The 25,080-nt window shown below is 59.1% G+C and carries 22 protein-coding genes; 12 read left to right on the top strand and 10 right to left on the bottom strand.

Features of this window, described 5'->3' with window-relative positions; translation table 11 throughout:
* Positions 1 to 38: 38 nt before the first annotated feature.
* Positions 39 to 2,279, bottom strand: a complete 2,241-nt coding sequence (locus ACR0IP_RS15840) for a molybdopterin cofactor-binding domain-containing protein (protein ID WP_170660675.1) — start codon at positions 2,277 to 2,279, stop codon at positions 39 to 41.
* A 3-nt stretch (positions 2,280 to 2,282) separates the two neighbouring features.
* Positions 2,283 to 2,747 (bottom strand): (2Fe-2S)-binding protein, encoded by a 465-nt coding sequence (locus tag ACR0IP_RS15835; RefSeq protein ID WP_170660676.1) that lies wholly within the window; start codon positions 2,745 to 2,747, stop codon positions 2,283 to 2,285.
* A 97-nt stretch (positions 2,748 to 2,844) separates the two neighbouring features.
* Here ACR0IP_RS15835 and ACR0IP_RS15830 point away from each other — a divergent pair, with 97 nt between their 5' ends.
* Positions 2,845 to 3,423 carry a TetR/AcrR family transcriptional regulator gene (locus ACR0IP_RS15830; RefSeq protein ID WP_480526609.1) on the top strand — a complete coding sequence of 193 codons (579 nt, stop codon included), beginning with the start codon at positions 2,845 to 2,847 and terminating at the stop codon, positions 3,421 to 3,423.
* Here the strand turns inward: ACR0IP_RS15830 and kynU are convergent.
* On the bottom strand, positions 3,416 to 4,609 hold the full coding sequence (gene kynU, locus ACR0IP_RS15825; RefSeq protein WP_480526607.1) for a kynureninase: 1,194 nt from the start codon (positions 4,607 to 4,609) through the stop codon (positions 3,416 to 3,418). The two genes, ACR0IP_RS15830 and kynU, sit on opposite strands and share 8 nt — an antisense overlap.
* Before the next feature lie 193 nt (positions 4,610 to 4,802).
* Between kynU and ACR0IP_RS15820 the strand changes: the two genes are divergently transcribed.
* The 6 genes from ACR0IP_RS15820 to ACR0IP_RS15795 all read left to right on the top strand — a co-directional run bounded on the left by ACR0IP_RS15820 (position 4,803) and on the right by ACR0IP_RS15795 (position 11,529).
* Positions 4,803 to 5,252 carry a methyltransferase family protein gene (locus ACR0IP_RS15820; protein ID WP_170375065.1) on the top strand — a complete coding sequence of 150 codons (450 nt, stop codon included), beginning with the start codon at positions 4,803 to 4,805 and terminating at the stop codon, positions 5,250 to 5,252.
* Between the two features lie 130 nt (positions 5,253 to 5,382).
* Positions 5,383 to 6,954, top strand: a complete 1,572-nt coding sequence (locus tag ACR0IP_RS15815; RefSeq protein WP_480526606.1) for a Re/Si-specific NAD(P)(+) transhydrogenase subunit alpha — start codon at positions 5,383 to 5,385, stop codon at positions 6,952 to 6,954.
* Positions 6,955 to 6,967: 13 nt separating this feature from the next.
* Complete coding sequence (locus tag ACR0IP_RS15810; RefSeq protein WP_170375069.1) at positions 6,968 to 8,419, top strand: NAD(P)(+) transhydrogenase (Re/Si-specific) subunit beta; 1,452 nt, start codon at positions 6,968 to 6,970, stop codon at positions 8,417 to 8,419.
* A 159-nt stretch (positions 8,420 to 8,578) separates the two neighbouring features.
* Positions 8,579 to 8,935 carry a VOC family protein gene (locus ACR0IP_RS15805; protein WP_419738317.1) on the top strand — a complete coding sequence of 119 codons (357 nt, stop codon included), beginning with the start codon at positions 8,579 to 8,581 and terminating at the stop codon, positions 8,933 to 8,935.
* 107 nt (positions 8,936 to 9,042) lie between these two features.
* Entirely contained in the window at positions 9,043 to 10,320 is a 1,278-nt protein-coding gene (locus tag ACR0IP_RS15800; protein WP_480526603.1) for a DUF3422 family protein, read from the top strand.
* A 72-nt stretch (positions 10,321 to 10,392) separates the two neighbouring features.
* Positions 10,393 to 11,529 (top strand): MFS transporter, encoded by a 1,137-nt coding sequence (locus tag ACR0IP_RS15795; protein ID WP_480526601.1) that lies wholly within the window; start codon positions 10,393 to 10,395, stop codon positions 11,527 to 11,529.
* Between the two features lie 6 nt (positions 11,530 to 11,535).
* On the opposite strand, the gene ACR0IP_RS15790 is transcribed toward ACR0IP_RS15795, so the two are convergent.
* The 3 genes from ACR0IP_RS15790 to ACR0IP_RS15780 form a co-directional block, all read right to left on the bottom strand.
* Positions 11,536 to 12,516, bottom strand: coding sequence for an ABC transporter permease (locus tag ACR0IP_RS15790; RefSeq protein WP_170375078.1), 981 nt, complete (start codon positions 12,514 to 12,516; stop codon positions 11,536 to 11,538).
* Positions 12,509 to 13,516, bottom strand: a complete 1,008-nt coding sequence (locus tag ACR0IP_RS15785; RefSeq protein WP_170375080.1) for an ABC transporter permease — start codon at positions 13,514 to 13,516, stop codon at positions 12,509 to 12,511. The genes ACR0IP_RS15790 and ACR0IP_RS15785 overlap by 8 nt, the downstream gene beginning before the upstream one ends.
* Before the next feature lie 96 nt (positions 13,517 to 13,612).
* Complete coding sequence (locus ACR0IP_RS15780; RefSeq protein WP_170375081.1) at positions 13,613 to 15,319, bottom strand: peptide ABC transporter substrate-binding protein; 1,707 nt, start codon at positions 15,317 to 15,319, stop codon at positions 13,613 to 13,615.
* A 286-nt stretch (positions 15,320 to 15,605) separates the two neighbouring features.
* On the opposite strand from ACR0IP_RS15780, the gene ACR0IP_RS15775 reads away from it, so the two are divergent.
* From ACR0IP_RS15775 to ACR0IP_RS15760, 4 genes are read left to right on the top strand one after another with little or no spacing between them, the layout of a single operon-like run.
* Positions 15,606 to 17,426 carry an ABC transporter ATP-binding protein gene (locus ACR0IP_RS15775; RefSeq protein WP_480526598.1) on the top strand — a complete coding sequence of 607 codons (1,821 nt, stop codon included), beginning with the start codon at positions 15,606 to 15,608 and terminating at the stop codon, positions 17,424 to 17,426.
* A 5-nt stretch (positions 17,427 to 17,431) separates the two neighbouring features.
* Positions 17,432 to 18,598 carry an acetylornithine deacetylase gene (argE, locus tag ACR0IP_RS15770; protein WP_480526596.1) on the top strand — a complete coding sequence of 389 codons (1,167 nt, stop codon included), beginning with the start codon at positions 17,432 to 17,434 and terminating at the stop codon, positions 18,596 to 18,598.
* 17 nt (positions 18,599 to 18,615) lie between these two features.
* Positions 18,616 to 19,782, top strand: a complete 1,167-nt coding sequence (locus ACR0IP_RS15765) for a M20 aminoacylase family protein (RefSeq protein ID WP_170691910.1) — start codon at positions 18,616 to 18,618, stop codon at positions 19,780 to 19,782.
* Between the two features lie 17 nt (positions 19,783 to 19,799).
* The gene (locus ACR0IP_RS15760) at positions 19,800 to 20,963 is read left to right on the top strand and encodes a M20 aminoacylase family protein (protein ID WP_480526593.1); all 1,164 of its coding nucleotides are present in this window, start codon (positions 19,800 to 19,802) and stop codon (positions 20,961 to 20,963) included.
* Positions 20,964 to 21,005: 42 nt separating this feature from the next.
* Here ACR0IP_RS15760 and ACR0IP_RS15755 read toward each other — a convergent pair whose 3' ends face one another.
* Both ACR0IP_RS15755 and moaA read right to left on the bottom strand, forming a co-directional pair.
* Positions 21,006 to 22,328 (bottom strand): 3-deoxy-D-manno-octulosonic acid transferase, encoded by a 1,323-nt coding sequence (locus ACR0IP_RS15755; protein WP_480526591.1) that lies wholly within the window; start codon positions 22,326 to 22,328, stop codon positions 21,006 to 21,008.
* A 1-nt stretch (position 22,329) separates the two neighbouring features.
* On the bottom strand, positions 22,330 to 23,337 hold the full coding sequence (gene moaA / locus ACR0IP_RS15750) for a GTP 3',8-cyclase MoaA (protein ID WP_170637112.1): 1,008 nt from the start codon (positions 23,335 to 23,337) through the stop codon (positions 22,330 to 22,332).
* A gap of 90 nt (positions 23,338 to 23,427) precedes the next feature.
* Between moaA and ACR0IP_RS15745 the strand changes: the two genes are divergently transcribed.
* Entirely contained in the window at positions 23,428 to 23,859 is a 432-nt protein-coding gene (locus tag ACR0IP_RS15745) for a hypothetical protein (RefSeq protein ID WP_170467929.1), read from the top strand.
* On the opposite strand, the gene ACR0IP_RS15740 is transcribed toward ACR0IP_RS15745, so the two are convergent.
* Positions 23,856 to 24,533 (bottom strand): DNA alkylation repair protein, encoded by a 678-nt coding sequence (locus ACR0IP_RS15740; protein WP_170691914.1) that lies wholly within the window; start codon positions 24,531 to 24,533, stop codon positions 23,856 to 23,858. The genes ACR0IP_RS15745 and ACR0IP_RS15740 overlap by 4 nt on opposite strands.
* A 3-nt stretch (positions 24,534 to 24,536) precedes the next feature.
* Complete coding sequence (locus ACR0IP_RS15735; RefSeq protein WP_170691916.1) at positions 24,537 to 25,079, bottom strand: pyridoxamine 5'-phosphate oxidase family protein; 543 nt, start codon at positions 25,077 to 25,079, stop codon at positions 24,537 to 24,539.
* Position 25,080: the final 1 nt, after the last annotated feature.

Below are 25,080 nucleotides of genomic sequence, written 5' to 3'. Positions count from 1 at the left end.
GTCCGGCCGGGAGGGGATGCCGGACCGGTGCGTCGCGATCAAATCAGTAGGTCGAACTGATTGATCAGCGGCAGGGTTCGCGCGCGTTCTCCGGTCAGATCAAACAGCGCATTACCTAAGGCCGGCATCGAGGGGGGTGTACCGGGCTCACCTGCGCCGCCCATATGGCGGTTGGTCTCGAGAACGCGCACTTCGACCTGCGGAGCCGTGTGCATGCGAAGTGCGTCATAGTCGGGGAAGTTGAACTGCTCGACTTCGCCCTCGGCAAAGGTGATCTCGCCGTAGCAAGCGGCGCTCAGGCCATACATCATCCCGCCGAACATCTGCGCCTTGACGTTTTCTGGATCCAACGCGAGACCCATGTCACAAGCGATCCACGCCTTGTTGATGCGGATCGTGCCGTCTTCGTCGACCACCTCGATCACCTGCGCGACCGGAGTGCCGAAGCTGTAGGTAAAGGCGACACCCCGACCGACGCCAGCCTGAGTTTGACCCGTCCAGCCCGACATCTCTTTCACGGCCTCAAGGCAACCTGCCGACGGGGCGTGCTCGGTCTTCATCAACTCCAGCCGGAACTCCAGCGGGTCGCGGCCTGCGGCGTAGGCCATCTCGTCCATGAAGGTCTCATGGAAAAAGCCGTTATGGCTATTGCCGACCGAGCGCCAGAAGCCAACAGGCACGTCGAGCTTCGCGATATGGCCGTTCATCCGGTAGTTCGGAACCGCATAAGGTTGGTTGAAGAAGCCCTCGACCAGAACTTTGTCAGGGCCCGCACCGGGCATTCCGGTATAGCGCTCAACCGCTTGCTGCGTACAGGATTGCGAGGCAACCGCGCCGTCGATCAGCACCGCTTTGCCATCATTCACAGCACCGCGCAGTCGAGCGATTGCGCCAGGGCGGTAGTAGTCGTGGCGCATGTCTTCTTCGCGGCTCCAGGTCGTCTGGACCGGAGTGCCGGGCATCGCCATGGCGACCTTGGTGGCGATATCGCCGAAATCCAGTTCTCCACGGCGACCAAACCCGCCGCCCAGATAGGTGGTGTGGATCTGCACCGCATCCGTATCCAGACCGGCCGTATTGGCCACGCGGAATTGGATCAGAGTGGGGGCCTGATTACCGCACCACAGTTCCAGCGCGTTGCCGGTGTATAGCGCGGTGGCGTTCATCGGCTCCATCGTAGCGTGGGCCAGATAGGGCAGGCGGTATTCGGCTGTGATTTCGGTTGCGCCCTCGGGTGTGACGCTGACGTCGCCGTCGTCGCGCATGGTCGAGTTCGGGGCATCGTCAAATGCTTCGGCGATCTTGGCGAAGATGCCGTCGGTTTCCGGCGGGTAGGGGGCATCCCCCCAATCAACGTCGATCGCCTCCACCGCTCGATTGGCAAGCCATGTGTTGTTGGCGATGACGGCAACGCCAGTGCCCAGATCAACGATCTGTTCGACCCCCGGCATGTCTTTTGCGGCGCTGTCGTCATAGTCGTTCATCGCGCCGCCCAGCTTGGGGTTCATTCGCACGGCTGCAAATTTCATACCGGGCAGGCGGACATCGACGCCGAATTCAGCGGTGCCTGTCGCTTTGCCAACCATGTCCAGACGCGGTTGAGTCTGGCCCAGATACCGCCATTCGGACGGGTCACGCAGAGGTACCTCGACCGGCTCAAGACCCGCCGCATCCATGGCGAGGTCAGTATAGGCGATCTTGTCGCCATTGGGTGCGATGACATGCCCCGAGGCCGTCTGTAGTTGCGACGGGTCAACCCCCAGACGGTCGGCAGCGGCCCGTTTCAGCGTCTCGCGGGCCGACGCGCCGGCCTGCCGCATCCGCTCGAACCCGTCTTTCATCGAGGTCGAGCCACCGGTGACCTGAAGGCTCAGCGCTTTGCCGAGGACACCCAGCGCCTCACCCAGATTGTGCTGGAAGTTCGAGATGTCGTAGCCCTTGTTCGGCAGTCCTTCGCCAACCAATGCGGAATTGTAATACGCCGCCGCAGCAGGGCCATGCAGCACGTTGATCTGGTCAAGATCGACGTCCAACTCCTCGGCGATCAAAGCAGCCCAGGTCGTCTTAACGCCCTGTCCCATTTCGGCACGCGGGGCGAACAGGGTTACGCCATTCTGGTCGATCAGAATGAATGGGTTCAGCGCAGCCTCTCCCTCGCCGGGTTTCAGCGGGTTCGGGGCGGGACGGGTAACGTAGTAACCCCCAAAGGCCACACCGCCGACGATGGCAGCCGAGCCAATCAGGAAGGTGCGGCGCAGAATTTTCCCAACTTTTCCCATCTCTTAAGCCTCCTGCAACTTGCCAGCGGCGTCTTGGATCGCGGCGCGGATGCGGGGATAAGTGCCACAGCGGCACAGGTTGCCCTGCATCGCGTCGTCTATGTCCGCATCCGTTGGAGCGGGGTTTTCGGCCAACAAAGCCGCCGCCTGCATGATCTGACCGGACTGGCAATAACCACATTGTGCTACCTGATGATCCACCCAGGCCTGCTGGATCACGGCCATCGCTTCGGGCGAACCGATGCCTTCGATCGTAGTCACATCGCCCCAGACATCCGAAAGCGACACCTGGCACGATCGCACGGCCTCACCATCGATATGCACGGTGCACGCGCCGCAGGCGGCCACACCGCAGCCGAATTTGGTTCCGGTCAGGCCGACCTCATCCCGGAGGACCCAAAGCAGGGGGACGTCTTCGGGCAGGTCAACCTGATGTTGCTTGCCGTTGATCTTCAGCGCGGTTGCCATGGCACACCTCTCGTAGCTGTGGCGGTTTCTGACATAATTGCCTGAAAGTGTCAGTGTGTCAATTGACAAATTATACGAAAAATGTCAGATCGGTTTCATGACAGAAAAACAGGACGATCCGCGGCAACAGGCCATTCTTGCGTCGGCGCTTGAGGCATTTGCGGCCTATGGGTTTCGCAAAACCTCGATGGACGATATCGCCAAAGGGGCGGGTATGTCGCGCCCGGCCGTTTATTTGCACTACAAGAATAAAGAGGCGATCGTGCGCAGCCTGACGCGCGCGCACTACGCCGAGAAGACCGCAAACGTATCGCGAGCCTTGTCGGGTAGTGGTAGCGTGTCCCAGCGTTTGGCGCGTGCGATTGACGGCCAGATCAAGGGGTTGGCTGAGATACTGACCTCTCCCCACGGGCGCGAGATGCTGGATACCAGCAAATCGACCGCCTCGGACATTCTGGCCGAGGGTGAGGCGGAAATGACCGCGCTTTATGCCGACTGGTTGCGCTGTGAAGAAAGCGCGGGACGCGTTCGTCTGCCCAACGGCCCGGACGAGACGGCGAAGACCATCACTGCGACCCTGATGGGCGTAAAGATGACTGCAACCAACGCAGCTGAATTCGAGCAGCGCATCTCGCAATTGGCTGAATTGTTGGGTGCCGGGCTCGAGGTCAAGTAACCCGCTGGCGGACTTTATATTCCGGCTGGTCCCACAGTTCGTTCGTGATGATATGCGCTAGAATCTCTGCGGCCTGTTCCACGTCGCTTTCGTCAACATAAAGCGGCGTGAAGCCAAAGCGCATGATATCCGGTGCGCGGAAATCTCCGATCACGCCGCGAGCAATCAGCGCCTGCATGGCCGCATATCCTTCGGCAAAGTGGAATGAGACCTGACTGCCGCGCTGCGCCGGATCGCGTGGGCTGGCGAGGGTTAGGCCGGGGCAGGTGGCCTCGACTCTTGCGATGAACAACTCGGTCAGTTCGATGGATTTCGCCCGGACATCGGCCATCTCGGCCATGTCCCAGACATCCATCGCCGCAGACAGCGCGACCATTTGCAAGACCGGAGGGGTACCGACTCGCATCCTCTCAATCCCCGAACCGGGACGATAGTCGAGATCGAAGGCAAAGGGTGCTTCGTGCCCCAGCCATCCCGAAAGCGCCGGGCGGACGCGGTCGGACAGGCGCGGAGCAACGTAGATGAACGCGGGCGCACCTGGGCCGCCGTTGAGGTATTTGTATGTGCACCCGACCGCGAAATCGGCATTGCACCCGGCCAGATCGACCGGAATTGCACCGGCGGAATGGGCCAGATCCCAAACCGTCACCACACCGTTGGCATGGGCCAATTCGGTCAGGGCCTTCATGTCGTGCATACGGCCGGTGCGAAAGTCGACCTCGGTCAGCATCAGAACGGCGACCTCTTCGGTGATGTTTTCGGCGACCTCTTCCGGGGCGACGACGCGCAATTCGTACTCCGCGCCCAGCGAGCGCAGCAGCCCGTCCGCCATGTACAGGTCAGACGGAAAATTGCCGTTGTCCGATAGCACAACCTTGCGGTTCGGGTTCAACTCCAGCGCCGAAGCCACGGCCTGGTAGACCTTGATCGACAGAGTGTCGCCGACCACAACGCTGCCTGCCTCGGCCCCGATCAGACGTCCGATCCGATCCCCCAAGCCCGTGGGCAATCCCATCCATCCGGCCTTGTTCCAGCCGGTGATCAGCATCTGTCCCCATTCCTGCGTCGCCGTCTGGTACAGACGCGCGTCAACCGCCTTTGGCAACGGACCCAGAGAGTTGCCGTCAAGATAGAGAATGCCTTCGGGCAGTTCGAACATGGCTTTGGTTGCTTTGAAGTCGGTCATTCCGGCTGGGCCCTGTTGATTATTTTGGTTATATCCGTTGGCTATCGGATGCGCTAAGCGCTGTCTACCGATGCATATCTTCGAAATAAATCGCCGCGACCTTTTGATGTTTTGATCTTAAGGTCGGAAAGCGGTAGACAAACTGTCGAAAACGACACTTTCTTTGAGAGATATCGACAGGTAATCAGCGCGAATGCAGAAAATCGACATCCCTCCGATCTGGTTGCTGGGGGCGGCTTGCCTCTCGTGGTTTCAAGCGCAACACCTGTCCTTTGGGCTGTCCCTTCAAGGGTGGTTGACTGATCTTGCCAGCGGCGTGCTCATCGGGGGCGGTATTGTTTTGGCTGTTCTGGCGGTTGTCGAATTCCGCCGCCATCAGACGACGGTGTTGCCACACCAGACCCCATCCAGCATGGTGCAAAGCGGAATTTTCAAACGCAGCCGGAACCCAATCTATCTGGGGGACGTCCTTATCCTGACCGGTTTGATCCTGCGTTTCGATGCGGTGCTGTCGCTGGTTCTGGTGCCGATTTTCGTCTGGATTCTAGAACGCCGTTTTATCGAGCCGGAAGAGGATCGCTTGCGCCGCAAGTTTCGCGCTGACTTCGCCCGTTATGCGCAACAGACGCGACGCTGGATTTGAAGGTGTGCTGCCAATGACACAACGTAACGAATGCTGCAGTTGCGAAATAATCTTTCGCAATGTAGGTGGGGATTGAACAAAAGATGCAAAGAACTCGCGCGAACATATCGAAAGTAAAGGAGGCTCTCCGTTGAAGATAGGAACGCCAAAAGAAGTTTTTGACGGTGAGAACCGGGTGGCGATGACGCCGGACTCGGCGCGCCAGCTGCAAAAACTGGGCTATGACTGCCTGATCGAAAAGGGTGCCGGTGCTGCGGCGGGCTTTTCTGATGCGGCTTACGAAGAGGCCGGTGTCGAGGTTATGAAAACCGCGGCGTCGCTTTGGAAAGCTGCAGATATCGTTGCCAAGGTGCGCCAGCCGAATGACACCGAGCTCAAGCGTCTGACCAAAGGCAAAACGCTGATCTCTTTCTTCAATCCGGCGGGGAACGAAGAAGGGATGGAGGCTGCCAAGTCCAAAGGCGCGAATGTCATCGCGATGGAGATGGTTCCGCGTATTTCCCGTGCGCAAAAGATGGACGCCTTGTCCTCAATGGCGAACATCGCTGGGTATCGCGCGGTAATCGAGGCGGGCAACAACTTTGGCCGTTTCTTCACCGGTCAGGTGACGGCCGCCGGTAAGGTGCCGCCTGCCAAGGTGCTGATCGTGGGGGCCGGTGTGGCTGGTCTTGCTGCGATTGGTACGTCCACGTCGCTGGGCGCGATCACCTACGCCTTCGACGTGCGCCCCGAAGTGGCCGAGCAGGTCGAATCGATGGGGGCCGAGTTTGTCTATCTGGACTTTGAAGAAGACCAGCAGGACGGCGCGGCCACCGGCGGCTATGCCAGCGTCCAGTCGGATGAATTCCGCGAGGCGCAGTTGGCCAAGTTCCGTGAGTTGGCGCCCGAGATGGACATCGTGATCACCACAGCGCTGATCCCGAACCGCGAAGCGCCCGAGCTTTGGACCAAGGATATGGTCGAAGCGATGAAGCCGGGCTCGGTCATCGTGGATTTGGCGGCGGAGAAGGGCGGCAACTGCAAGCTGACCGTCGCGGATGAGAAGATCGTGACCGACAATGGCGTGACCATCATCGGCTACACCGACTTCCCCAGCCGGATGGCAGCGCAGGCGTCGTCTCTCTACGCGACCAACATCCGTCACATGATGTCTGACCTGACGCCCGACAAGGACGGTCAGATCAACCACGACATGGAAGATGACGTGATCCGCGGTGCAACCGTGACCCATGAGGGTGAGATCACCTTCCCGCCGCCACCGCCCAAGGTGCAGGCGATTGCGGCGCAGAAGAAACCCGAGGTCAAGGAACTGACTCCGGAAGAGAAAAAAGCGCAGGAAATCGCAGCCTTCAAGGCGCAGACCAAGCAGCAGTTCACCTTGCTGGGTGTCGGTGGTGCGTTGATGCTGTTGGTGGGGCTGATCGCTCCGGCCAGCTTCATGCAGCACTTCATCGTCTTTGTGTTGGCGATTTTTGTGGGCTTCCAGGTGATCTGGGGCGTTGCGCACAGCTTACACACACCGCTTATGGCGATCACCAACGCGATCTCGTCGATCATTATCGTCGGGGCTTTGATGCAGATTGGGTCCGGGTCGTTCCTGGTTATTCTGCTGGCGGCACTGTCCGTTTTCATGGCCGGGATCAATATCTTCGGCGGCTTCCTCGTAACCCGGCGCATGCTCGCCATGTTCCAGAAATCCTAAGGAGGTCGGGCATATGATTGGCTTCACTTCTGCCGCCTATGTTGTTGCGGCTGTCCTTTTCATCCTGTCGCTCGGCGGCCTTTCGAACCAGGAAAGTGCCAAGCGCGCGGTCTGGTATGGTATCGTTGGTATGGCGCTGGCGGTTTTTGCCACGCTTGTCGGTCCGGGTTCGGGCCTATGGCTGCTGTCCATTCTGCTGATCATCGGCGGTGGTCTGATCGGTCAATACGTGGCGCAGCGCGTCCAAATGACCGAGATGCCGCAGCTGGTCGCCGCGATGCACTCGCTGGTCGGTCTGGCGGCTGTGTTCGTCGGCTTCAACGCACATTTCGAGATCGGAAATGTGGCTCAGGTCATGGCGATCAAGGATAGCGCGGGTCAAGCGGACCTGTCTGACCTTGGTGCATTCGCCAAGCTGATCGCCAAGAAGACCCCGGCGGAACTGGCGATCCTACATGTTGAGCTGTTCCTGGGCATCTTCATCGGTGCGATCACCTTTACCGGCTCTGTCGTGGCCTATGGCAAGCTGGCCGGAAAAGTGACCTCGGCGGCGACCAAACTGCCTGGTGGGCATATGCTGAACGCAGCGGCTGCGGGTCTCTCGCTGATCTGTTTGATCTGGTACACCAGCTCGGGTGGGTTGTTCCCGCTGTTCCTGATGACGCTGGCGGCGTTGTTCATCGGCTATCACCTGATCATGGGCATCGGTGGTGCTGACATGCCGGTGGTTGTGTCGATGCTGAACTCGTATTCAGGTTGGGCAGCTGCGGCGATCGGCTTCAGCCTTGGCAACGACCTGCTGATTGTGGTCGGCGCTCTGGTCGGATCGTCTGGTGCGATTCTGTCCTACATCATGTGTAAGGCGATGAACCGTCACTTTGTCAGCGTGATCCTGGGCGGCTTCGGTGGCCCGCAGGGTGAGCAGATGGCTGTCGAAGGCGAACAGATCGCAATTGAGGCGGACGGTGTGGCGGCTGCGCTGAACGATGCGGACAGCATTGTCATCATCCCTGGCTACGGCATGGCCGTGGCGCAGGCACAGCAGTCGGTGTCCGAGTTGGTCCGCAAGCTGCGCGCCAAGGGCAAAGAGGTGCGCTTTGCGATCCACCCCGTTGCCGGACGTTTGCCGGGCCACATGAACGTTCTGCTGGCCGAGGCGAAAGTGCCGTATGACATCGTGCTGGAGATGGATGAGATCAATGATGATTTCCCGGACACGGATGTGGCCATCGTGATCGGCTCGAACGACATCGTGAACCCTGCGGCGCAGGAGGATCCCAACAGCCCCATCGCCGGTATGCCGGTTCTGGAGTGCTGGAAGGCCAAGCAGGTCTTTGTGTCTAAGCGCGGTCAGGGCACTGGCTATTCGGGCATCGAAAACCCGCTGTTCTTCAAAGAGAACACGCGCATGTTCTATGGCGACGCCAAGCAGTCGCTGGACAAGCTACTGCCGATGATCGAGTGATCAAAACGCACGATTCAATTGCAAAGGGCGCCTGCGGGCGCCCTTTTCTTTTCTACTTTGAAGCGGGCTTGGCCTTCGCGCCTCCAGAGTATTGCAGCCAGATGAAGCAGGCTTGATATGCTATTTTAGGTCTGAAGGGTACTTTGTGGGAGCAAGGTCATGGAGAAAGTAAACGGAATCGGCGGGGTCTTTTTTCGTGCGAAGAACCCCAAGGCCCTGAGCGAATGGTATGAAAAGCACCTGGGGGTAAACCACTACGATCCGGTCCCTTGGAAGCAGGCCGAAGGCTATACGGTCTTTGCACCCTTCGCCCAGGATACCGCGTATTTTGGCCGAAGCGAGCAGCAGTGGATGATCAATTTCAGGGTTGATGATTTGGCCGCTTTGACACGCCAGCTACAGGACGCAGGGATCACCGTCGAAACCAATCCGGATTGGGATAGCGAGGTGGGTAAATTCGCCCGTATTCATGATCCCGAAGGCAATCCCATCGAGCTATGGCAGCCAAATCAATGAATTGGCTGGAATGTATACCGTCGCATTCTTGTAAGTATCTGAAATAAAATGGGAATTGATGTATTTTGGGTGTGCCGTATAGTGTGTCGGATGAATCGGAGCCCCGCATGACGCCAATCGATGACCACCCTTTACGCTATCGGCTTGCCAATGAACTGCACGCCCGACCTTTTCCGGTGGCGCAGGTTCCATGCACGGTTGCCTTTCTGGCGATCAAAAAGCCCGGCACGTCGCAAAGTGGGGACCGGCAGGACGACATTGCGCATTTGATAAATCTGCTGGATCGTCACGGCGCGCCGCACCCTCAACCCGACGCGACCCACTATGCGGGGCAGATCGGACGCCATTGGCTCAAGTGGGAGCAACACACTGAGTTCGTAACCTTTACTGCGATCTCTCAGAACGTGAGTGAGCGGGCGTTCAACCCCGCCGATTTCGAAGTCTTCCCCCCAGATTGGATGATGGCCAGTCCCGGTCAGAGGATCACGTCGGCTTTGCTACGAGTTGTTCCGCGCCCAGAGGATGACGTCGTCCGGAACTTGCTACCGGATTGGTTCGAACCCGAAAGCCTTGCCGTGTCCCGCGTTTTGGACGATGCCGCGATCTGCGCCAGCGATTTTCGCATCGACCCCGCAGGGCACATGCGGTTTGCGCTGTTCGTGTCGGACGGAACTGGAGAGCGCCGGGTTGGACGGATCATCCAGCGCCTGTGCGAAATCGAGACCTACAAGGCCATGTCCATGCTGGGGTTTGCGCGGGTCAAATCTCTGACAACGCGCATTGGCGAGTTGGATCAGAAGCTGACCGCGCTGATGGGCGAGATGACCGATGGCGGCAAACATCCCGATGACATGCTGCCGCAGCTGCTGAAAACCTCAACCGAGTTGGAGACGATCTCGGCACGCTGTACCTTTCGGTTTGGGGCCACGGGCGCCTACGAGGCCATCGTTAACCAGCGCGTCAAGGTTTTGCGGGAAGAGCGGTTCATGGGGGGGCAGAGCTTTGCCGATTTCATGATGCGCCGCTATGACCCTGCGATGCGGACTGTTAAGTCGACTGAATTGCGCCTACAGGCCCTGTCAGACCGGGCCATCCGCGCCGGAGATCTACTGCGAACACGTGTGGACGTGGAACGCAGCGCGCAGAACCAGGCCTTGCTGGAAAGCATGGACCGCCGCGCTGATCAGGCCCTGCGGCTGCAGCGCACGGTCGAGGGGCTGTCGGTGGTTGCCATCAGCTACTACGCCGTCTCGCTGGTCAGCTATCTGCTGTATCCTCTGACGTCGGCGGGGATCAGCAAGGGAATGTTGACGGCTTTGGTCACTGTTCCGGTCATTCTGGCCGTTTGGGTGGGCGTCCGCAGAATTCGGCGGCGGCTAGAGTGAGCGGCGCTTGCCTCTGTTTGGTAGCGTTGTACTAGTAACCGGCGAAGCGCATCAAACAAGCGGAGCTTTAATATGATCAGTGTCGTTGCTGCGTGGCGCGCCGTCACCGCGATGTTCGCGCTGAATGGTGCCCTGTTCGGAATCTGGGCCTCTCGCATCCCGGCGGTGCGCGATCATCTGAACCTCAGCCATGAAGAGCTTGGCTATGGTCTTTTGTTCATGGCAGCGGGTGCCGTCTGCTCCTTCCCGGTGACCGGGCGATTGACCGACCGGTTTGGGGCCGTATCGATCACGCGGATCATCGCGGTGCTGTACACCTTTTCGCTGGTTTTGCTGGCGCTGGCCGACAGCTTCACCATGCTTGCGGCGTTCCTGTTTCTGTTCGGTGCCTTTCATGGCTCGATGGACGTGGCGATGAACGCTTGGGCATCCGAGGTAGAGCAGGCCTTCGACAAACCGCTCATGTCCTCGTTTCATGCGATGTGGAGCCTTGGTGCCGGCCTTGGGGCGGTCAGTGGATTTATAGCTGTTCAGTGGGATGCGACTGTTCTGCAGCATTTTCTGGTTGCGGGAGGCGTTGTGGTGGCACTGGCCTTGGCGATGTCCTGGGTACAATGGACGTCGCGCCGCGCGGAACAGTCTCAAGGTGCCGTGTTTGCATTCCCGTCCGGGGTGTTGATCCTCGTTGGTTTCACCGCGCTATGTGGTGCGTTGGGGGAAGGTGCGGTCGCAGATTGGAGCGCCCTTTTCCTGCGCGACGTTACTGGGGCCGCTGAGAGTGTCGCAGCCTTGGGTTATGCGGTTTTTTCGGTCGCGATGGTGGTGTGTCGTTTGGCTGGCGGCTTCCTCATCGCGCGCGTCGGCCCGGTCGCAGCAGCTAGGGGCGGTGGTGTCTTTGCTGCGATAGGGGTGTTCTGCGTGGTGTCCGCCGGTGCCGCGCCATTGGCGTTGGTCGGGTTCACGCTTATGGGGGTCGGTTATGCGGTGATCATGCCCTTGGCGTTCAGCCGCGCAGCGAACGACCCAAACACCCCACCGGGACAGGCCATCGCCAGTGTCGCAACGCTCGGATATGGGGGACTGTTGATCGGACCGCCGCTGATCGGGTTTCTGGCTGAATTGCTGTCGCTGCGGATGGCGTTTGGCGTCTTGCTGCCGCTGGCGGTGCTGATCGTGGTCTGTGCCGGCGCGCTGAAGCGCGCCGACTGAGGTTTATCACCGGCCGCGAATGCGCGGATCCAGCGCGTCTCGCAAGCCATCGCCCAGATAGTTCACGCTGAGTACAGTCAGCGAGATCGCAAGGCCGGGCCAGAACACACGCTCGGGGTATTGCTGCAGATAGTCGACGCCATCAAACAGAAGGCGGCCCCAGGTCGGGAAATCCGGCGGGAAGCCGAGCCCGAGGAAGGACAGCGCGCTTTCGGTGATGATCGCCGTCGCAATCCCCAGCGTTGCCGACACCATGATCGGAGACAGGACGTTCGGCAGGATGTGACGCGTGATGATCTGTCTGTTGCTGGTGCCAATGGAGCGTGCCGCGAGAACGAACTCACGCTCTTTGATGGCCAGCACGTCGCCGCGTACGATCCGGGCCGTGGGCATCCATGAGGTGATGCCGATGGCGCAGACGATCAGGATGAAAATCCCACGCTCCAGCCCGAATGCGGCGGACAGAGGCTCGCGGAACAGCAGCATCATGACCAGCAGCAGCGGTAGCAGGGGGAGTGCGAGGAACAGGTCGGTCAGTCGCATCAACGGTCCGTCGAGGCGTTTGAAGAAGCCTGCGATCACACCAATGAACGATCCCAGAAACAGCGCCAGCAACATAGCGGTGATGCCAACCGAGACCGAGGTCTGACCACCCGACATCATCCGCGCCAGAATATCCCGGCCCAGCTGATCGGTGCCGAACGGATGCGCCCAGCTGGGGCCCTGATTGCGCGACCGGATGTCGATCTGGGTTGGATCGATGCTCCAGAGGTAGGGCCCCAGATACACACCGGCGACGATGAAGATGAACAGGATCGCCCCGATCATCGCGCCTTTGTGCGTTTTGAACTGATCCCAGACATCGCGCCATTGGCTGCGGGGTGGGGTGGCCAGGTCGTCCATCACGCCCGCGGTCGGCAATGCGGTTGAGGCAGGGGCCAATCCTTCGTCGGGGACCAGCGTGTCTGATTTATCAGTATCAGTCATAGCGAATCCTCGGGTCCAGAATGCCGTAGAGCACGTCAGCAATCAGGTTGAACAGAACGATCAACACGGCAAAGATGAAGGTCAGCGTCTGCACCATCGGCAGGTCGTTGGCTTGAATCGCGCCGATCAGCAATTGGCCGATACCGTTCACTTTGAAAACCTGCTCGGTGATGATTGCGCCGCCGAAGATGGCCGGAATACCCAGCGCAATAACGGTAACCACCGGGATCATCGAGTTGCGCAGGACATGGACCATCACAACCGTGTATTCGCTCAGCCCTTTGGCGCGGGCGGTACGAACGTAATCTTGGTTGAGGTTGTCCAGCATTGAAGCGCGCATGAAGCGGCTCAACTGTGCCGTGATCTGCAGCGCCAGCACCATGACCGGCATGATCATCTGCTTCAGCTGTACGACGAAGCTATCCCAGCTATTCACCACGTGAGTTGTGTCATAGATCGATGGGAACCAGCCCAGCTGGACCGAGAAGATCACGATCACCAGCACGCCCGAGAAGAAGGGCGGGACCGAGAAGCCGACCATCGACACGAAGGTACCCATCTGGTCGAACCAAGAATACTGGCGGTATGCGGAATAGATGCCGATGGGCAGGGCGATCAAGATGGCGACCACGTAGGCTGTGCCAACAACCCACAAGGTCTGCGGGATACGCTGAACGACGATGTCCATAACAGGCGAGCGGGTCTGCCACGAAATCACACGCAGGTCACCTTCAGAGAAAGTGGTGCCAAACATATGGTCGATCAGAACCTGCGGTTCGATCCAGAAGAACTGCACGATCCATTTCCAGAACCGGATATGCATCGGCTGGCCAAGGCCAAGCGCCTCGCGCATCTTCTCTTTGACTTCGGGGGGGACGGTGAGGGGAACCTGTGCCATCGGGTCGCCTGGGGCAAGCTCGAGCAGCAGGAAGATGACGAGGCTGATGAACAGCAGCGTGGGTACGGCCAGCACCAGTCGTCTGATGGTAAAGTTGAGCATTCAAAGGCGCCTTTGTTGATGCGTCTTTTTGTTGGAGTGGTCTGCAAATGACCGCGCCCCGATAAAGATCGGGGCGCGATATTGCAAGATTAACGCTTAGGAACCGGTCTTGCGGTACCAGTCCGCAATGTTCCACAGCTCGCTGTCCCAAACGTTCAGGACAACACCACCCAGGGTGTTTGCATGCGCCGACAGACGGCCACGGTGCACCAGCGGGATCATACCGCCGTTTTGAACCATGATGTCGTTCAACTGCTTGGCGATCTCCGCACGGGCTTCCAGACCTGCGGTTTCAGCCAGTTTGGCGTGCAAGGCGTCAAACTCTTCGTTGCAGAAGCGGCTGATGTTCTCACCCTGCCACTGCGACTCAGGCTTCGGTGCCTTGTCGCACAGACCGTTGCCCAGATAGGACTGAGGGTCAGTACCGTTGAAGGTGTTGGCGTACATCTCAACGTCGGCATAGAACTTCTGGAAGGTGTCAGGCGAACCCGGGTCACCACCGAAGAAGACCGATGCGTTGATGTTGCGCAGTTCGGATTCGATTCCGATCTGGCTCCACCATTCTTTGATCAGCGCCTGGAAGTCCTGACGCACAGCGTTGGTCGAGGTCTGGTAGACGATTTTCAGCGGCACACCGTCTTTTTCACGAATGCCGTCGCCATCGGTGTCAACGATGCCTGCGTCATCCAGCAGCTTCTTAGCACCTTCGATATCCTGTGTGTCACAGCTCATCGAGGTCGAGCTAAACGCAGCCGGGGCCGGAACCCAGTTACAGGTCACCTTACCAGCTTGGCCATAGCCGATTTCCACCAGTAGCGGGCGGTCAATGGCCATGGACATGGCTTTGTAAACCGCCGGGTCCTGCAGGAATGGGTGCGGATGCGCGGCTGTCGAGCGCTCACCTTCCGGCAGGTCGGGCGACGGGTTGGTCTGGTTCAGCATGATACGCTCGACCAGCGGGCCAAAGCCTGCGACCGGAGTACCTTTGCCACCTTCCTGCATCTGCGCGATGACCTCTGGGGCCAGCTGCAGGTTCCAGGCATAGTCAAACTCGCCTGTTTCCATAACCGCACGGCCAGCAGCAGTTGCGTCGCCGCCACCTTTGAAGGTCACGCTGGCAAATGCCGGCTTTGCCGGGTCACGGTAGTTGTCGTTGGCGGCAAACGTGATCACGTCGTTCGGCTTGAACTCGGTGACAACAAACGGGCCAGTGCCGATCGGGTTAAAGTTCTGATCTGTACATTCAGGGGCTTTTGCGCCCATGCAGTCAGCGAACTGAGCGGCCTGAATGATCGGGCTTTCACCACCCACAAACGGTCCGTAGGGGAAGGGGGTCGGTGCGTCGAACGTTACCTTAACGGTTAGGTCATCGACAGCTTCGACATCGGTGACGCCTTCAAACTTGGTCACCTGAGCACAACCGCCTTCGGGGTCCATGCAGTAGTTTGCGGTAAAGACCACGTCGGCCGAGGTGAACGGAGTACCGTCCGACCATGTGAGGCCAGGCGCAATTTTCCAGGTAATGGTGGTCAGGTCTTCGCTGACGCCGCCATTTTCAACAGTCGGGATTTCAGCGGCCAGATACGGCACCATGTTCCCGTCTTGGTCGTAGCGTGCAAGTGGTTCGATAACCAGCGAGGCCGCCTCAACATCTTTTGTGCCACCCGACAGAAACGGGTTCATAATTGACGGAGCCTGCCAATAAATGATGCTGACATTGCCGTCCGATCCGCGCTCAGCAAAGGCCGCTGGGGCCATTGCCGTGCTTGCAATCGCACCAAGCAAAAGGGTTTTGATCTTCATAAGTCACTCCCGAATTGGACACTTGCGTGTCTCGATTATCTCCGCAATGCCTGCGGATTTGGCGTTGCCGACTTGTGGCTAAGACATTGTTAGAAATAGCAATTGCATTTCGCGCAACGCGATTTCTGCCTTCGCTGGTTGTCGGTTACGCGGGTATCGAAACAGAACTTAGGAAAATTGCAAGCCTTGCCGTCACGAAATCGTGCATTGCGTTTGACTTTTCCTGGCTCACCGCCTTAGCGTTCGGCATCCATAAAAACAAAACGACCCAAAAGGGAGCGCGCGCGTGCTGGATCAACCAATTGCCCAGATCAAAAAACTGAGGGTGGAGTTTCAGACGAAAGACGGCCCGGTCGTTGGCGTTGAGGACGTCTCTTTTGAGGTAAATCCAGGCGAAACGGTTTGTATTGTTGGCGAATCGGGCTCGGGCAAATCGGTTTCCTCGCTGTCTCTGATGCGTCTTGTCGAGTTCGGCGGAGGCGAAATAGCCGGTGGCGAGCTGCTGTTTGACCGCCGCGACGGGGCCGAGATGGACCTGGCTGATGCCGATCAGGACCTGATGAAACAGATTCGCGGTAACGAGATCGGAATGATCTTTCAGGAGCCGATGACGGCCTTGAACCCGGTTTTTACCGTTGGTCGGCAACTGACCGAAGGGCTGCGCATTCACAAGGACATGTCCAAGACGCAGGCCGAAGAACGCGCGCTGGAGCTGCTGCGCCAAGTGCGAATCCCCGAACCCGAGCGCCGGTTGAAGCAGTACCCGCACGAGCTTTCAGGCGGTATGCGTCAGCGCGTGGTGATCGCAATGGCGATGGCGTGCGAGCCGCGTTTGCTGATTGCGGACGAGCCGACGACCGCATTGGACGTGACCATTCAGGCTGAGATTCTGGCCCTGATGGACCGTTTGAAACGCGAAACGGGCACTGCAGTGATGTTCATCACCCATGATATGGCTGTGGTGGCACAGATGGCCGACCGCGTTGTGGTCATGTTCCGTGGCAATAAGGTCGAAGAGGGCCCGGTCACCGAAATTTTCGAAAATCCGCAACATGACTACACTAAGGCCCTTCTGGCTGCGGTACCGAAACTGGGTGAGATGCAGGGGAAGGCCGCGCCCGAGCCGATGAAACTGCTTGGCGTCGAGGGGCAAAATATCGCTCCGATTCCCGGCACGGAAGAAACACTACTGACGGTCAAGAACCTGACCACGCGTTTCCCGGTCAAAGGCGGCTTGCTGCGCCGGACGATCTCAAACGTTCATGCTGTTGAGGATGTCTCGTTCACGCTGAACAAAGGGCAGACGCTCAGCCTCGTTGGCGAATCGGGGTGCGGCAAGTCCTCGGCCGGGCGCTCGATCCTGCGATTGGTCGAGCCGATGGCGGGTGAGGTCAATCTGGACGGCGTCGATATCATGAAGCTGGACCAATCCGGTCTGCGCAAGGCGCGGCTGGATATGCAGATGATCTTTCAGGACCCGTTTGCCTCGCTCAATCCGCAGATGCAGTTGATCGACCAAGTGGCCGAACCGATGCGCAACTACGGCGTGGCCTCGGGGTCGGAGCTGCAAGATCGCGTCGCGCAGCTGTTCGACAAGGTGCAACTGCCGCGCAGCTTCATGCGCCGTTTCCCACATGAGATGTCCGGCGGTCAGCGCCAGCGTATCGCAATCGCCCGCGCCTTGGCCTTGAACCCGAAACTGATCATCGCGGATGAGGCCGTATCAGCGCTGGACGTGTCGGTGCAGGCGCAGGTGTTGAACCTAATGATGGAGCTGCAATCCGAGCTGAGCCTGTCTTACCTGTTCATCAGTCACGATATGGCCGTTGTCGAGCGGGTCAGCCACCATGTGGGCGTGATGTATCTGGGCCGGATTGTCGAACTTGGACCGCGCGCGCGGGTGTTTGAGAACCCGCAGCACCCTTATACACAGGCGCTGATGAAGGCGGTTCCAATCGCGGACCCGAATAAACGAAAATCGGAAAAAGACTTGAATTTCAAGCCGATCCCGTCACCCATTCATCCAATTGGATACGCGCCAGAACCGTCGAAGTACAAAGAGGTTGAGCCGGGCCATTTCATCCTGACTACGGATAGCGGGTACTAAGAAATATGCCACAGCGTCTGACGCCGCTTGAGATCATGACCAAGCTGATCTCATTCCCGACCGTAAGCCGTGACACAAACTTGCCGTTGGTGGACTGGGTCGAAGGTTACCTGAACGAACACGGTATCGAGGCCCATCGCTGGCCGGACCCGGATCAGCCGCACAAGGCGGCGATCTTTGCTCATGTCGGCCCGTGGGAAGAGGGGGGCGTTGTCCTCTCGGGTCACACCGATGTCGTTCCGGTTGACGGGCAGCCTTGGGACACGGATCCGTTCAATGTCACTGAGAAGGACGGCAAGTACTACGGACGCGGCACCTGCGACATGAAGGGTTTTGACGCGCTCGCGATCTGGGCGTTGGTCGAAGCGAGCAATGCCGGTCTCAAACGTCCTTTGCAATTGGCGCTGAGCTTCGATGAAGAGGTCGGATGCACTGGCGCTCCGCCAATGATCGAGGCAATGAACAAAGTGCTGCCCAAAGGCTCGGCCGTGATCGTGGGCGAGCCTTCGACAATGCAGGCTGTCACCGGCCACAAGGGTGGTTTTGGCTATGACACGCATATGGTCGGGTTCGAGGTTCATAGCTCGATCATGCACACAGGCGTCAATGCCATCATGGAGGCCGCTCCGCTGATCAATTGGGCGAATGAACAGAACGCCCGCAATCAGGCGGCCAAGCCCAGCGAAACCGCTGCCGTGTTCGATCCGCCCTGGACCACGGTCCATGTGGGCATGATCGAAGGCGGCACTGCGCATAATATCACCGCCAAGGATTGCCACTTCATGCTGGATTTCCGCACGGTGCCGGATGAAAGCAAAGCCGCGTGGCGCGATGACTATTTAGAACAGGTGCGCGCGGTTGAAGCGCGGATGCAGGCGGTTCACCCCGAAGCGCGGATCGAAATCTCTGAAAATTTCTCGATCCCCGGTCTGGTCCCCGAAAAGGATGGTGAGGCCGAAGCTTTGGTACGCGCCCTGACCGGTGACAACGCAAGCCATGTGGTCAGCTATGGCACCGAGGCCGGGCAGTTTCAGGAAGCAGGTTACTCAGCGGTCATCTGCGGCCCGGGCGACATCGCGCAGGCCCATCAACCGAACGAGTTCATCTCTGTCGCGCAGTTCGAAGCGGGCCATGCGTTCATGCAACGATTGGTCGAGAAACTGTCCAGCTGATCCCAAGGAGGTCCAAAATGCCGGTGAAAAACAGACTTGCTGAAATGCAGGCAGAGATCACCAAGTGGCGCCGACATCTGCATGCTCATCCCGAACTGATGTATGACGTTCACGAGACCGCCGCCTTTGTTGTTGAGCGGCTGAAGGCCTTCGGTGTCGATGAGATTACCGAAGGCGTCGGCAAGACAGGTGTTGTGGCCGTGATCAAGGGCCGCTCGGACACTAAGGGTCGGGTGATCGGATTGCGCGCAGATATGGACGCTCTGCCGATCGAAGAGGCGACGGGTCTGGACTATGCCTCGACCGTTCCGGGCAAGATGCATGCGTGTGGGCATGATGGACATACCTCGATGCTGCTTGGGGCTGCGCAGTACCTGGCCGAGACACGGAGTTTCGATGGCACCGCCGTGCTGATCTTTCAACCGGCCGAGGAGGGCGGCGCCGGAGGTCTGGCCATGTGTCAGGACGGGTTGATGGAGCGCTGGGGCATTCAGGAAGTCTACGGCATGCACAATATGCCCGGCCTGCCGGTTGGTGAATTTGCGATCCGGCCCGGAGCCTTGCTGGCCTCGTCGGACGAGTTCGAAATTACCGTCACCGGCAAGGGCGGCCACGCGGCAGCCCCGCATGAGGCGGTGGATACAACGCTTGTTGCCTCACATATTGTTGTGTCTTTGCAATCCGTTGTGGCCCGTACTGTCGATCCGATCAAACGGGTTGTTCTGACCGTAGGAACGTTTGAGACGGACAGCGTGGCCTCAAACGTGATTGCGCATACGGTTCGTCTGAAAGGCACGGTACGAACGCTTGACCCCGAGTACCGCACGATCGCGGAACAACGTGTTCGCCGGATTGCGGAAGATACGGCTTCGGCTTTTGACGCGTCCGCCAAGGTAGAATGGACACCGGGTTATCCGGTGACGGTAAACTCCGAGGCCGAGACCGGCTATGCCGCTGAAGCTGCTGCAGCTGTCGCTGGAAAGGTGAACGATGGCACTGATCCCATCATGCCGTCGGAAGATTTCGCCTACATGCTTGAAGAACGGCCCGGAGCCTACATCTTTCTAGGGAACGGAGACACTGCCATGTGTCACCACCCGGAATACAATTTCGATGATGACGCCATACCCGCCGGCTGCAGCTGGTTCGCTGAAATGGTCGAACGCCGGATGCCGGCCGAATGATTTAGGAGAGACAAGATATGCCAGTCAAAAACCGCTTTGCGGAATTGCAGGACGAGATCACCACATGGCGACGCGACCTGCACGAAAACCCCGAAATCCTGTTTGAAACCCACCGCACCAGCGCTTTGGTGGCCGAAAAGCTGACAGAGTTCGGCTGTGATGAGGTTGTCACCGGTATTGGCCGCACGGGCGTTGTCGGTGTGATCAAGGGCAAGTCGGACAGCAAAGGCAAGGTGATCGGTCTGCGCGCGGATATGGACGCTCTGCCGATCCTCGAGGCGACGGGGCTGGACTATGCCTCGAAAACGCCGGGCGCGATGCACGCTTGCGGCCATGATGGCCATACTGCGATGCTTCTTGGTGCAGCGAAGTACTTGTCGGAGACCCGCAATTTCGATGGCACCGTCGTAGTGATCTTCCAGCCTGCCGAAGAAGGCGGTGGCGGTGGTCGCGAGATGTGTGAAGACGGCATGATGGACCGCTGGAACATTCAGGAGGTCTACGGGATGCACAACTGGCCGGGCAAACCGGTCGGCAGCTTCTCGATCCGACCGGGGTCGTTCTTTGCGGCTACCGATCAGTTCGACATCACGTTTGAAGGGCGCGGCGGTCATGCGGCGAAACCTCAGGAGACGGTCGATACCACCGTGATGACGGCGCAGGCGGTGCTGGCGCTGCAGACGATCGCCTCGCGCAATGCAGATCCGGTCGATCAGGTGGTTGTGTCGGTGACCTCGTTCGAGACCTCGTCGAAGGCCTTCAACGTGATCCCGCAATCGGTTCAGATCAAAGGCACCGTGCGCACCATGAGTAAGGAGATGCGTGATCTAGCCGAGATGCGGATTAACGAGATATGCAACGGCGTAGCGGCGACCTTTGGTGGCACAGCGGACGTCACCTATATTCGAGGCTATCCGGTCATGGTGAACAGCGACGAGCAGACCGAGTTTGCGGCTGACGTCGCGCGATCCGTGTCGGGTGCTTGCGAGGAGGCTCCTCTGGTCATGGGCGGCGAGGATTTTGCCTTTATGCTGGAAGAACGTCCGGGCGCCTATATCCTCGTGGGCAATGGCGACACGGCCATGGTCCATCACCCTGAGTACAATTTCAATGATGAGGCCATCCCTGCCGGGTGCAGCTGGTGGGCCGAGATTGTAGAACAGCGGATGCCTGCGGCCTGAATGACAGGGTGGGGGCTCTGCCCCCACACCCCCGGGATATTTTCAGCCAGATGAAGAAGGATCCTTCGGCTCTAGGCCGAGTGTGGAGCAGAGCGTTTCGATCACGTTTTGCAGCGCGTCTTTTTGGGTTGCGACGCAGGTGCGGGCGGCGGAGCGGGCTTGGGTCAGGGCTGCGTCGTTGGACAGCCAGTTGTCGACGGCTTTCTCAAGATCTTTGGCGGTTTCAACCTGAACGGCCCCGCCGGTGTCGATAAGGGGTGCGAAAGTTTCGGCGAAGTTGAAGTAGCCCGGACCGGTCATGACGGCAGCCCCGGCTTGAGCTGGTTCGAACGGGTTGTGACCGCCGATCTCTCTCAAAGACCCGCCGAGAAAGACAATCGGGCAAAGCGCGTACCATGTGCCGGTTTCGCCAAGGGTATCGGCCACGTAGACCTGAGTCTCATTTGTAATAGGGTCGGTCTTGGTTCGGAAGGCCGATGTGAGTTTGGCTTTGGTCAGGAGGGTCGCGACCTCCTCGCGCCGTTCCGGGTGTCGCGGTATCAGCAGCAACAGCAAGTCTGGGTACTGCTTAAGCAAAGCTTTGTGGGCGGCCAGAACCGTTTCCTCTTCGCCTGCATGGGTAGAGCTGGCGATCCAGACGGGTCGATGGCCAATCTGGTTTTGGATATCCGTCAGCGTGGTTTGATCCACCGGCAATGGGTCGGACATCGCCTTGAGGTTGGTGCCGGGCTGAACGCGATCAGGGTCCGCCCCAATTGCGATCAGATTCGTGGCCGTTTTGTCATTCTGCGTGAGAAACAGAGCGAAATGGTCCAGGATGAAGCGCGCAGTTTCTGGGCGTTTTTGCCACCCCGCCACGGACTTGTCGGATAAACGTGCGTTCAGGAGACACAAAGGCGTGCCGCGTCCAGCCGTCTCGACGATCAGGCGGGGCCAGATTTCGCTTTCTACGAATACGGCAGCATCTGGGGCCCAATGGTCCAGAAACCGCCGCACTGGCCCGGCGCTGTCTAAGGGCGGAAACTGATGTCGGGTGCGAGGGGGCAGTCGCGTGGCAATCAGCGCGGCTGAGGTGGGCGTGCCTGAGGTGATCAGGAACTCGGCTTGTGGCAGGCGCTCGCCAAGCCGGTGGATTAGGCTGAGCACCGAGAGGCTTTCGCCGACGCTGGCGGCGTGAAACCAGATCAATTGTCCCGCGGGGCGGTCGAGGCTGGCATAGCCCAGTCGCTCCTGCTGGCGCTGGTTCGAGACTTCGGCCACCTGCAGCTTTTTGCGCACGGTCCGCCAGGCCAAAGGCTGCACGAGAGAGGTGACGCCGCAGTACAGCTTGTACAGCAGCGTCGGACGAACGTCAGAGCCGGGCATGTCAGCCGCCTGTGTGGCTCATGTGGCGGCTCATCTGGCCATCGACGGCCTGGCGGGAATAGTCGAAATCATGGCCTTTGGGCTTGAGGTTGATCGCAGCGCGGATCGCCTCTTCCAAGGGTTTTTCCGTGTCCGGGTGATCGCGCAGCGGCGCGCGCAGGTCGGCCATGTCCTCCTGTCCGAGGCACATGTAAAGCTCACCGGTGCAGGTCAGGCGCACGCGGTTGCAGCTTTCGCAGAAATTATGGGAAAGCGGGGTGATAAAGCCGATCTTCTGGCCAGTTTCTTCAAGCCGGACATAACGCGCCGGTCCTCCGGAGCGTTCGGCCAGATCGGTCACGCTATAGTGGTTTTCGTATTCCTTGCGCACATCTTTCAGCGACCAGTACTGGTCCAACCGGTCCTCATTGCCGATGTCGCCCATCGGCATGACCTCGATCCAGGTCAAGTCCATGTCGCGTTCGGCGCACCATTCGGTGATCTGGGGCAATTCGGGTTCGTTGAAGCCCTTCAGAGCCACAGCGTTAATCTTGACCCGCAGGCCCGCCTTTTGCGCCGCATCAATCCCGTTCAGAACCTGTTTCAGACGTCCCCATCGCGTAACGGCTGCGAATTTATCCTCATCCAGCGTGTCCAGTGAGATATTCACCCGTCGCACACCCGCCGCGTAGAGGTCATCGGCAAATCGCGAAAGCTGCGAGCCATTGGTTGTAAGCGTCAGTTCTTTCAGCGCGCCGCTTTCCAGATGACGGGTCATGGAGTTGAAGAACGTCATGATATTGCGACGCACGAGCGGCTCACCACCGGTGATGCGCAGTTTCTCAACGCCCATATTCACGAAGGTGGAACACATGCGGTCCAGCTCTTCCAGCGTCAGCAGCTCTTTCTTGGGCAGAAAGGTCATGTTCTCGGACATGCAATAGACACAGCGAAAGTCGCAGCGATCGGTTACCGAGACGCGCAGATACGTGATGGCACGGGCGAAAGGATCAATAAGCGGAGCAGTCATGCGGTATAGGTAAAGCTGGAATAGGCCCGCGACAAGAGTGAACTGTGCTTTGGTCTGGTACAGCTGCCTGACCGGTAGTAGGTTCGGAGTATGAGAGAACTGCTTGTGATATCCTGCGTTTTGCTGGTCGGGTGCGATACCGTGCGTTCGACAACGGATCGTTTGTTGGGGCGCGATGAGGCTGCTGAGGTAACACCTGCCGCTGTAGAGACCGCACCTGCTGAGGCGGAAAGCTCAGCCTATATCCAACCTGCAACTGCGACAGCGAACTGGACCGGGGCCAAGACCACTATTGCCGGGTTGGGCGATCCGTCGACTCCGGGCCGCTGGATGCAGACGCCCTTGGTCGATTCCGAGGTGACCGCGCGGGTGGTTGTGCCGAAAACTGGGGCGCAGGCTTACATCACATTGGTTCCGGCCTCGGGGCCCGAGACGGGTGGCAGCCGTTTGTCACTAGATGCCATGCGGGCGTTGCTGGTGCCGTTTGATCAGCTGGTCGAGGTCGAGGTCTACGCGAACTAAATTTTCAGGTATTTTCCGGCCTCACGCCGGGCAAAAGGTTTCATCGCGTCGCCATGTGCGTCCAGAAAGGTCACGACCCGGTCTGGATCATGTTTGGAGAGTTCCCGCAGCCACCATGCAATGGATTTCTGAATGAACCAGTTCCGGTCGGGCACATAGCCTGCGGCCCAACCGAGGATTCGATCGCGGCGCGCCAGATCTTCGGTTTTGGGGTGGTTCTGTTTGGTCCAGGGCAGGGTCGAGACCAGAGCGGCGCGGCGGGTCCACATGTGGTCTGATCCCGTCCATGTTTCGACCTGATCCAGCCGCGTGGGATCAGCGCTCAGGCGTTTCTGGATGGCGGTGCAGGCGTGGTCGGCGATGGCCCACGCGTCGAAATCGGGCACCCAGCTTTGCAACAAGGTCCAGACATCCTCATCCGGGCGAATCCGGGCTTGTGTCAGTAGTTTAGAGGCCGCAACGCGCGCCTCGTGAATGTTAGTCTGCCAGAGCGCATCCGCGAGGGTGACGCGCTCGGCAACCGACAATTCCTTGCGCCAAGCTTTGGTCAGATCGTTGAGAACCGTGACGGCGACGCCCAGATAGGGACGCTCGGCCTTGTGATAGGCTGCGACCTGTTCCGCGCGCTCGGCATCGGCATGTGCCTTGATCTGATCCAGATATGGGGCAAGCATGGTTTAGACCGGAACCCCGGTAGGTTTGCCGTCAATCGTCTGCTGGTTCTTCTCGACCCAATAGGCGCGGATATCATCGTCTGATTTGCCGTCGACCCAATTTTGCATCGTGTCGCGATCCGACTGGAATTCCATGAACGGGACCGCATAGCCGCACGAGGTCTGCACCAGATCAATGCTGAGGTCGTAGATCTGCCGCGCGCTGCGATGGTTGGGGAATTGACCTGCCAGTTCGTCCCAACCGTCATCCCCCGCATGCAGGGTGCGTGCGGTGCCATAGGTGCGCAGGATCAGCGGGCGCGTGGTGAAGGAACACCACATCAGGGTCATGCGGTTGACCTCAAGCAGATGCCCGGCGGTTTCATTGCCGCTGCCGGTCAGGTTCATCCAAGCAATCCGGTTTGGCCCCAGAACACGCAGTGAATCCATGCCCTTGGGTGAGATATTGACCCGCCCCTCAACCCCGGCGCTGCCTACGAAGAACATGTGCTGCTCGGTGATGAATTTCTGATGAGCCTCGTCCAGATGGGGGAATTGCTTGGCCATG

This window comes from Ruegeria sp. AL11 (assembly GCF_056540865.1).
This window is presented reverse-complemented; position numbering and strand designations above follow the sequence as displayed.

Bases quoted from the DNA above. Each gene is read 5' to 3' on its own strand.
- ACR0IP_RS15800 (WP_480526603.1), top strand. From the start codon at position 9,043: ATGACGCCAATCGATGACCACCCTTTACGCTATCGGCTTGCCAATGAA.
- ACR0IP_RS15755 (WP_480526591.1), bottom strand. From the start codon at position 22,328: ATGCCCGGCTCTGACGTTCGTCCGACGCTGCTGTACAAGCTGTACTGC.
- ACR0IP_RS15820 (WP_170375065.1), top strand. From the start codon at position 4,803: ATGCAGAAAATCGACATCCCTCCGATCTGGTTGCTGGGGGCGGCTTGC.
- ACR0IP_RS15740 (WP_170691914.1), bottom strand. From the start codon at position 24,533: ATGCTTGCCCCATATCTGGATCAGATCAAGGCACATGCCGATGCCGAG.
- kynU (WP_480526607.1), bottom strand. From the start codon at position 4,609: ATGACCGACTTCAAAGCAACCAAAGCCATGTTCGAACTGCCCGAAGGC.
- ACR0IP_RS15835 (WP_170660676.1), bottom strand. From the start codon at position 2,747: ATGGCAACCGCGCTGAAGATCAACGGCAAGCAACATCAGGTTGACCTG.
- ACR0IP_RS15805 (WP_419738317.1), top strand. From the start codon at position 8,579: ATGGAGAAAGTAAACGGAATCGGCGGGGTCTTTTTTCGTGCGAAGAAC.
- ACR0IP_RS15785 (WP_170375080.1), bottom strand. From the start codon at position 13,516: ATGCTCAACTTTACCATCAGACGACTGGTGCTGGCCGTACCCACGCTG.
- ACR0IP_RS15810 (WP_170375069.1), top strand. From the start codon at position 6,968: ATGATTGGCTTCACTTCTGCCGCCTATGTTGTTGCGGCTGTCCTTTTC.
- ACR0IP_RS15760 (WP_480526593.1), top strand. From the start codon at position 19,800: ATGCCAGTCAAAAACCGCTTTGCGGAATTGCAGGACGAGATCACCACA.
- argE (WP_480526596.1), top strand. From the start codon at position 17,432: ATGCCACAGCGTCTGACGCCGCTTGAGATCATGACCAAGCTGATCTCA.
- ACR0IP_RS15840 (WP_170660675.1), bottom strand. From the start codon at position 2,279: ATGGGAAAAGTTGGGAAAATTCTGCGCCGCACCTTCCTGATTGGCTCG.
- ACR0IP_RS15795 (WP_480526601.1), top strand. From the start codon at position 10,393: ATGATCAGTGTCGTTGCTGCGTGGCGCGCCGTCACCGCGATGTTCGCG.
- ACR0IP_RS15830 (WP_480526609.1), top strand. From the start codon at position 2,845: ATGACAGAAAAACAGGACGATCCGCGGCAACAGGCCATTCTTGCGTCG.
- moaA (WP_170637112.1), bottom strand. From the start codon at position 23,337: ATGACTGCTCCGCTTATTGATCCTTTCGCCCGTGCCATCACGTATCTG.
- ACR0IP_RS15765 (WP_170691910.1), top strand. From the start codon at position 18,616: ATGCCGGTGAAAAACAGACTTGCTGAAATGCAGGCAGAGATCACCAAG.
- ACR0IP_RS15745 (WP_170467929.1), top strand. From the start codon at position 23,428: ATGAGAGAACTGCTTGTGATATCCTGCGTTTTGCTGGTCGGGTGCGAT.
- ACR0IP_RS15780 (WP_170375081.1), bottom strand. From the start codon at position 15,319: ATGAAGATCAAAACCCTTTTGCTTGGTGCGATTGCAAGCACGGCAATG.
- ACR0IP_RS15790 (WP_170375078.1), bottom strand. From the start codon at position 12,516: ATGACTGATACTGATAAATCAGACACGCTGGTCCCCGACGAAGGATTG.
- ACR0IP_RS15735 (WP_170691916.1), bottom strand. From the start codon at position 25,079: ATGGCCAAGCAATTCCCCCATCTGGACGAGGCTCATCAGAAATTCATC.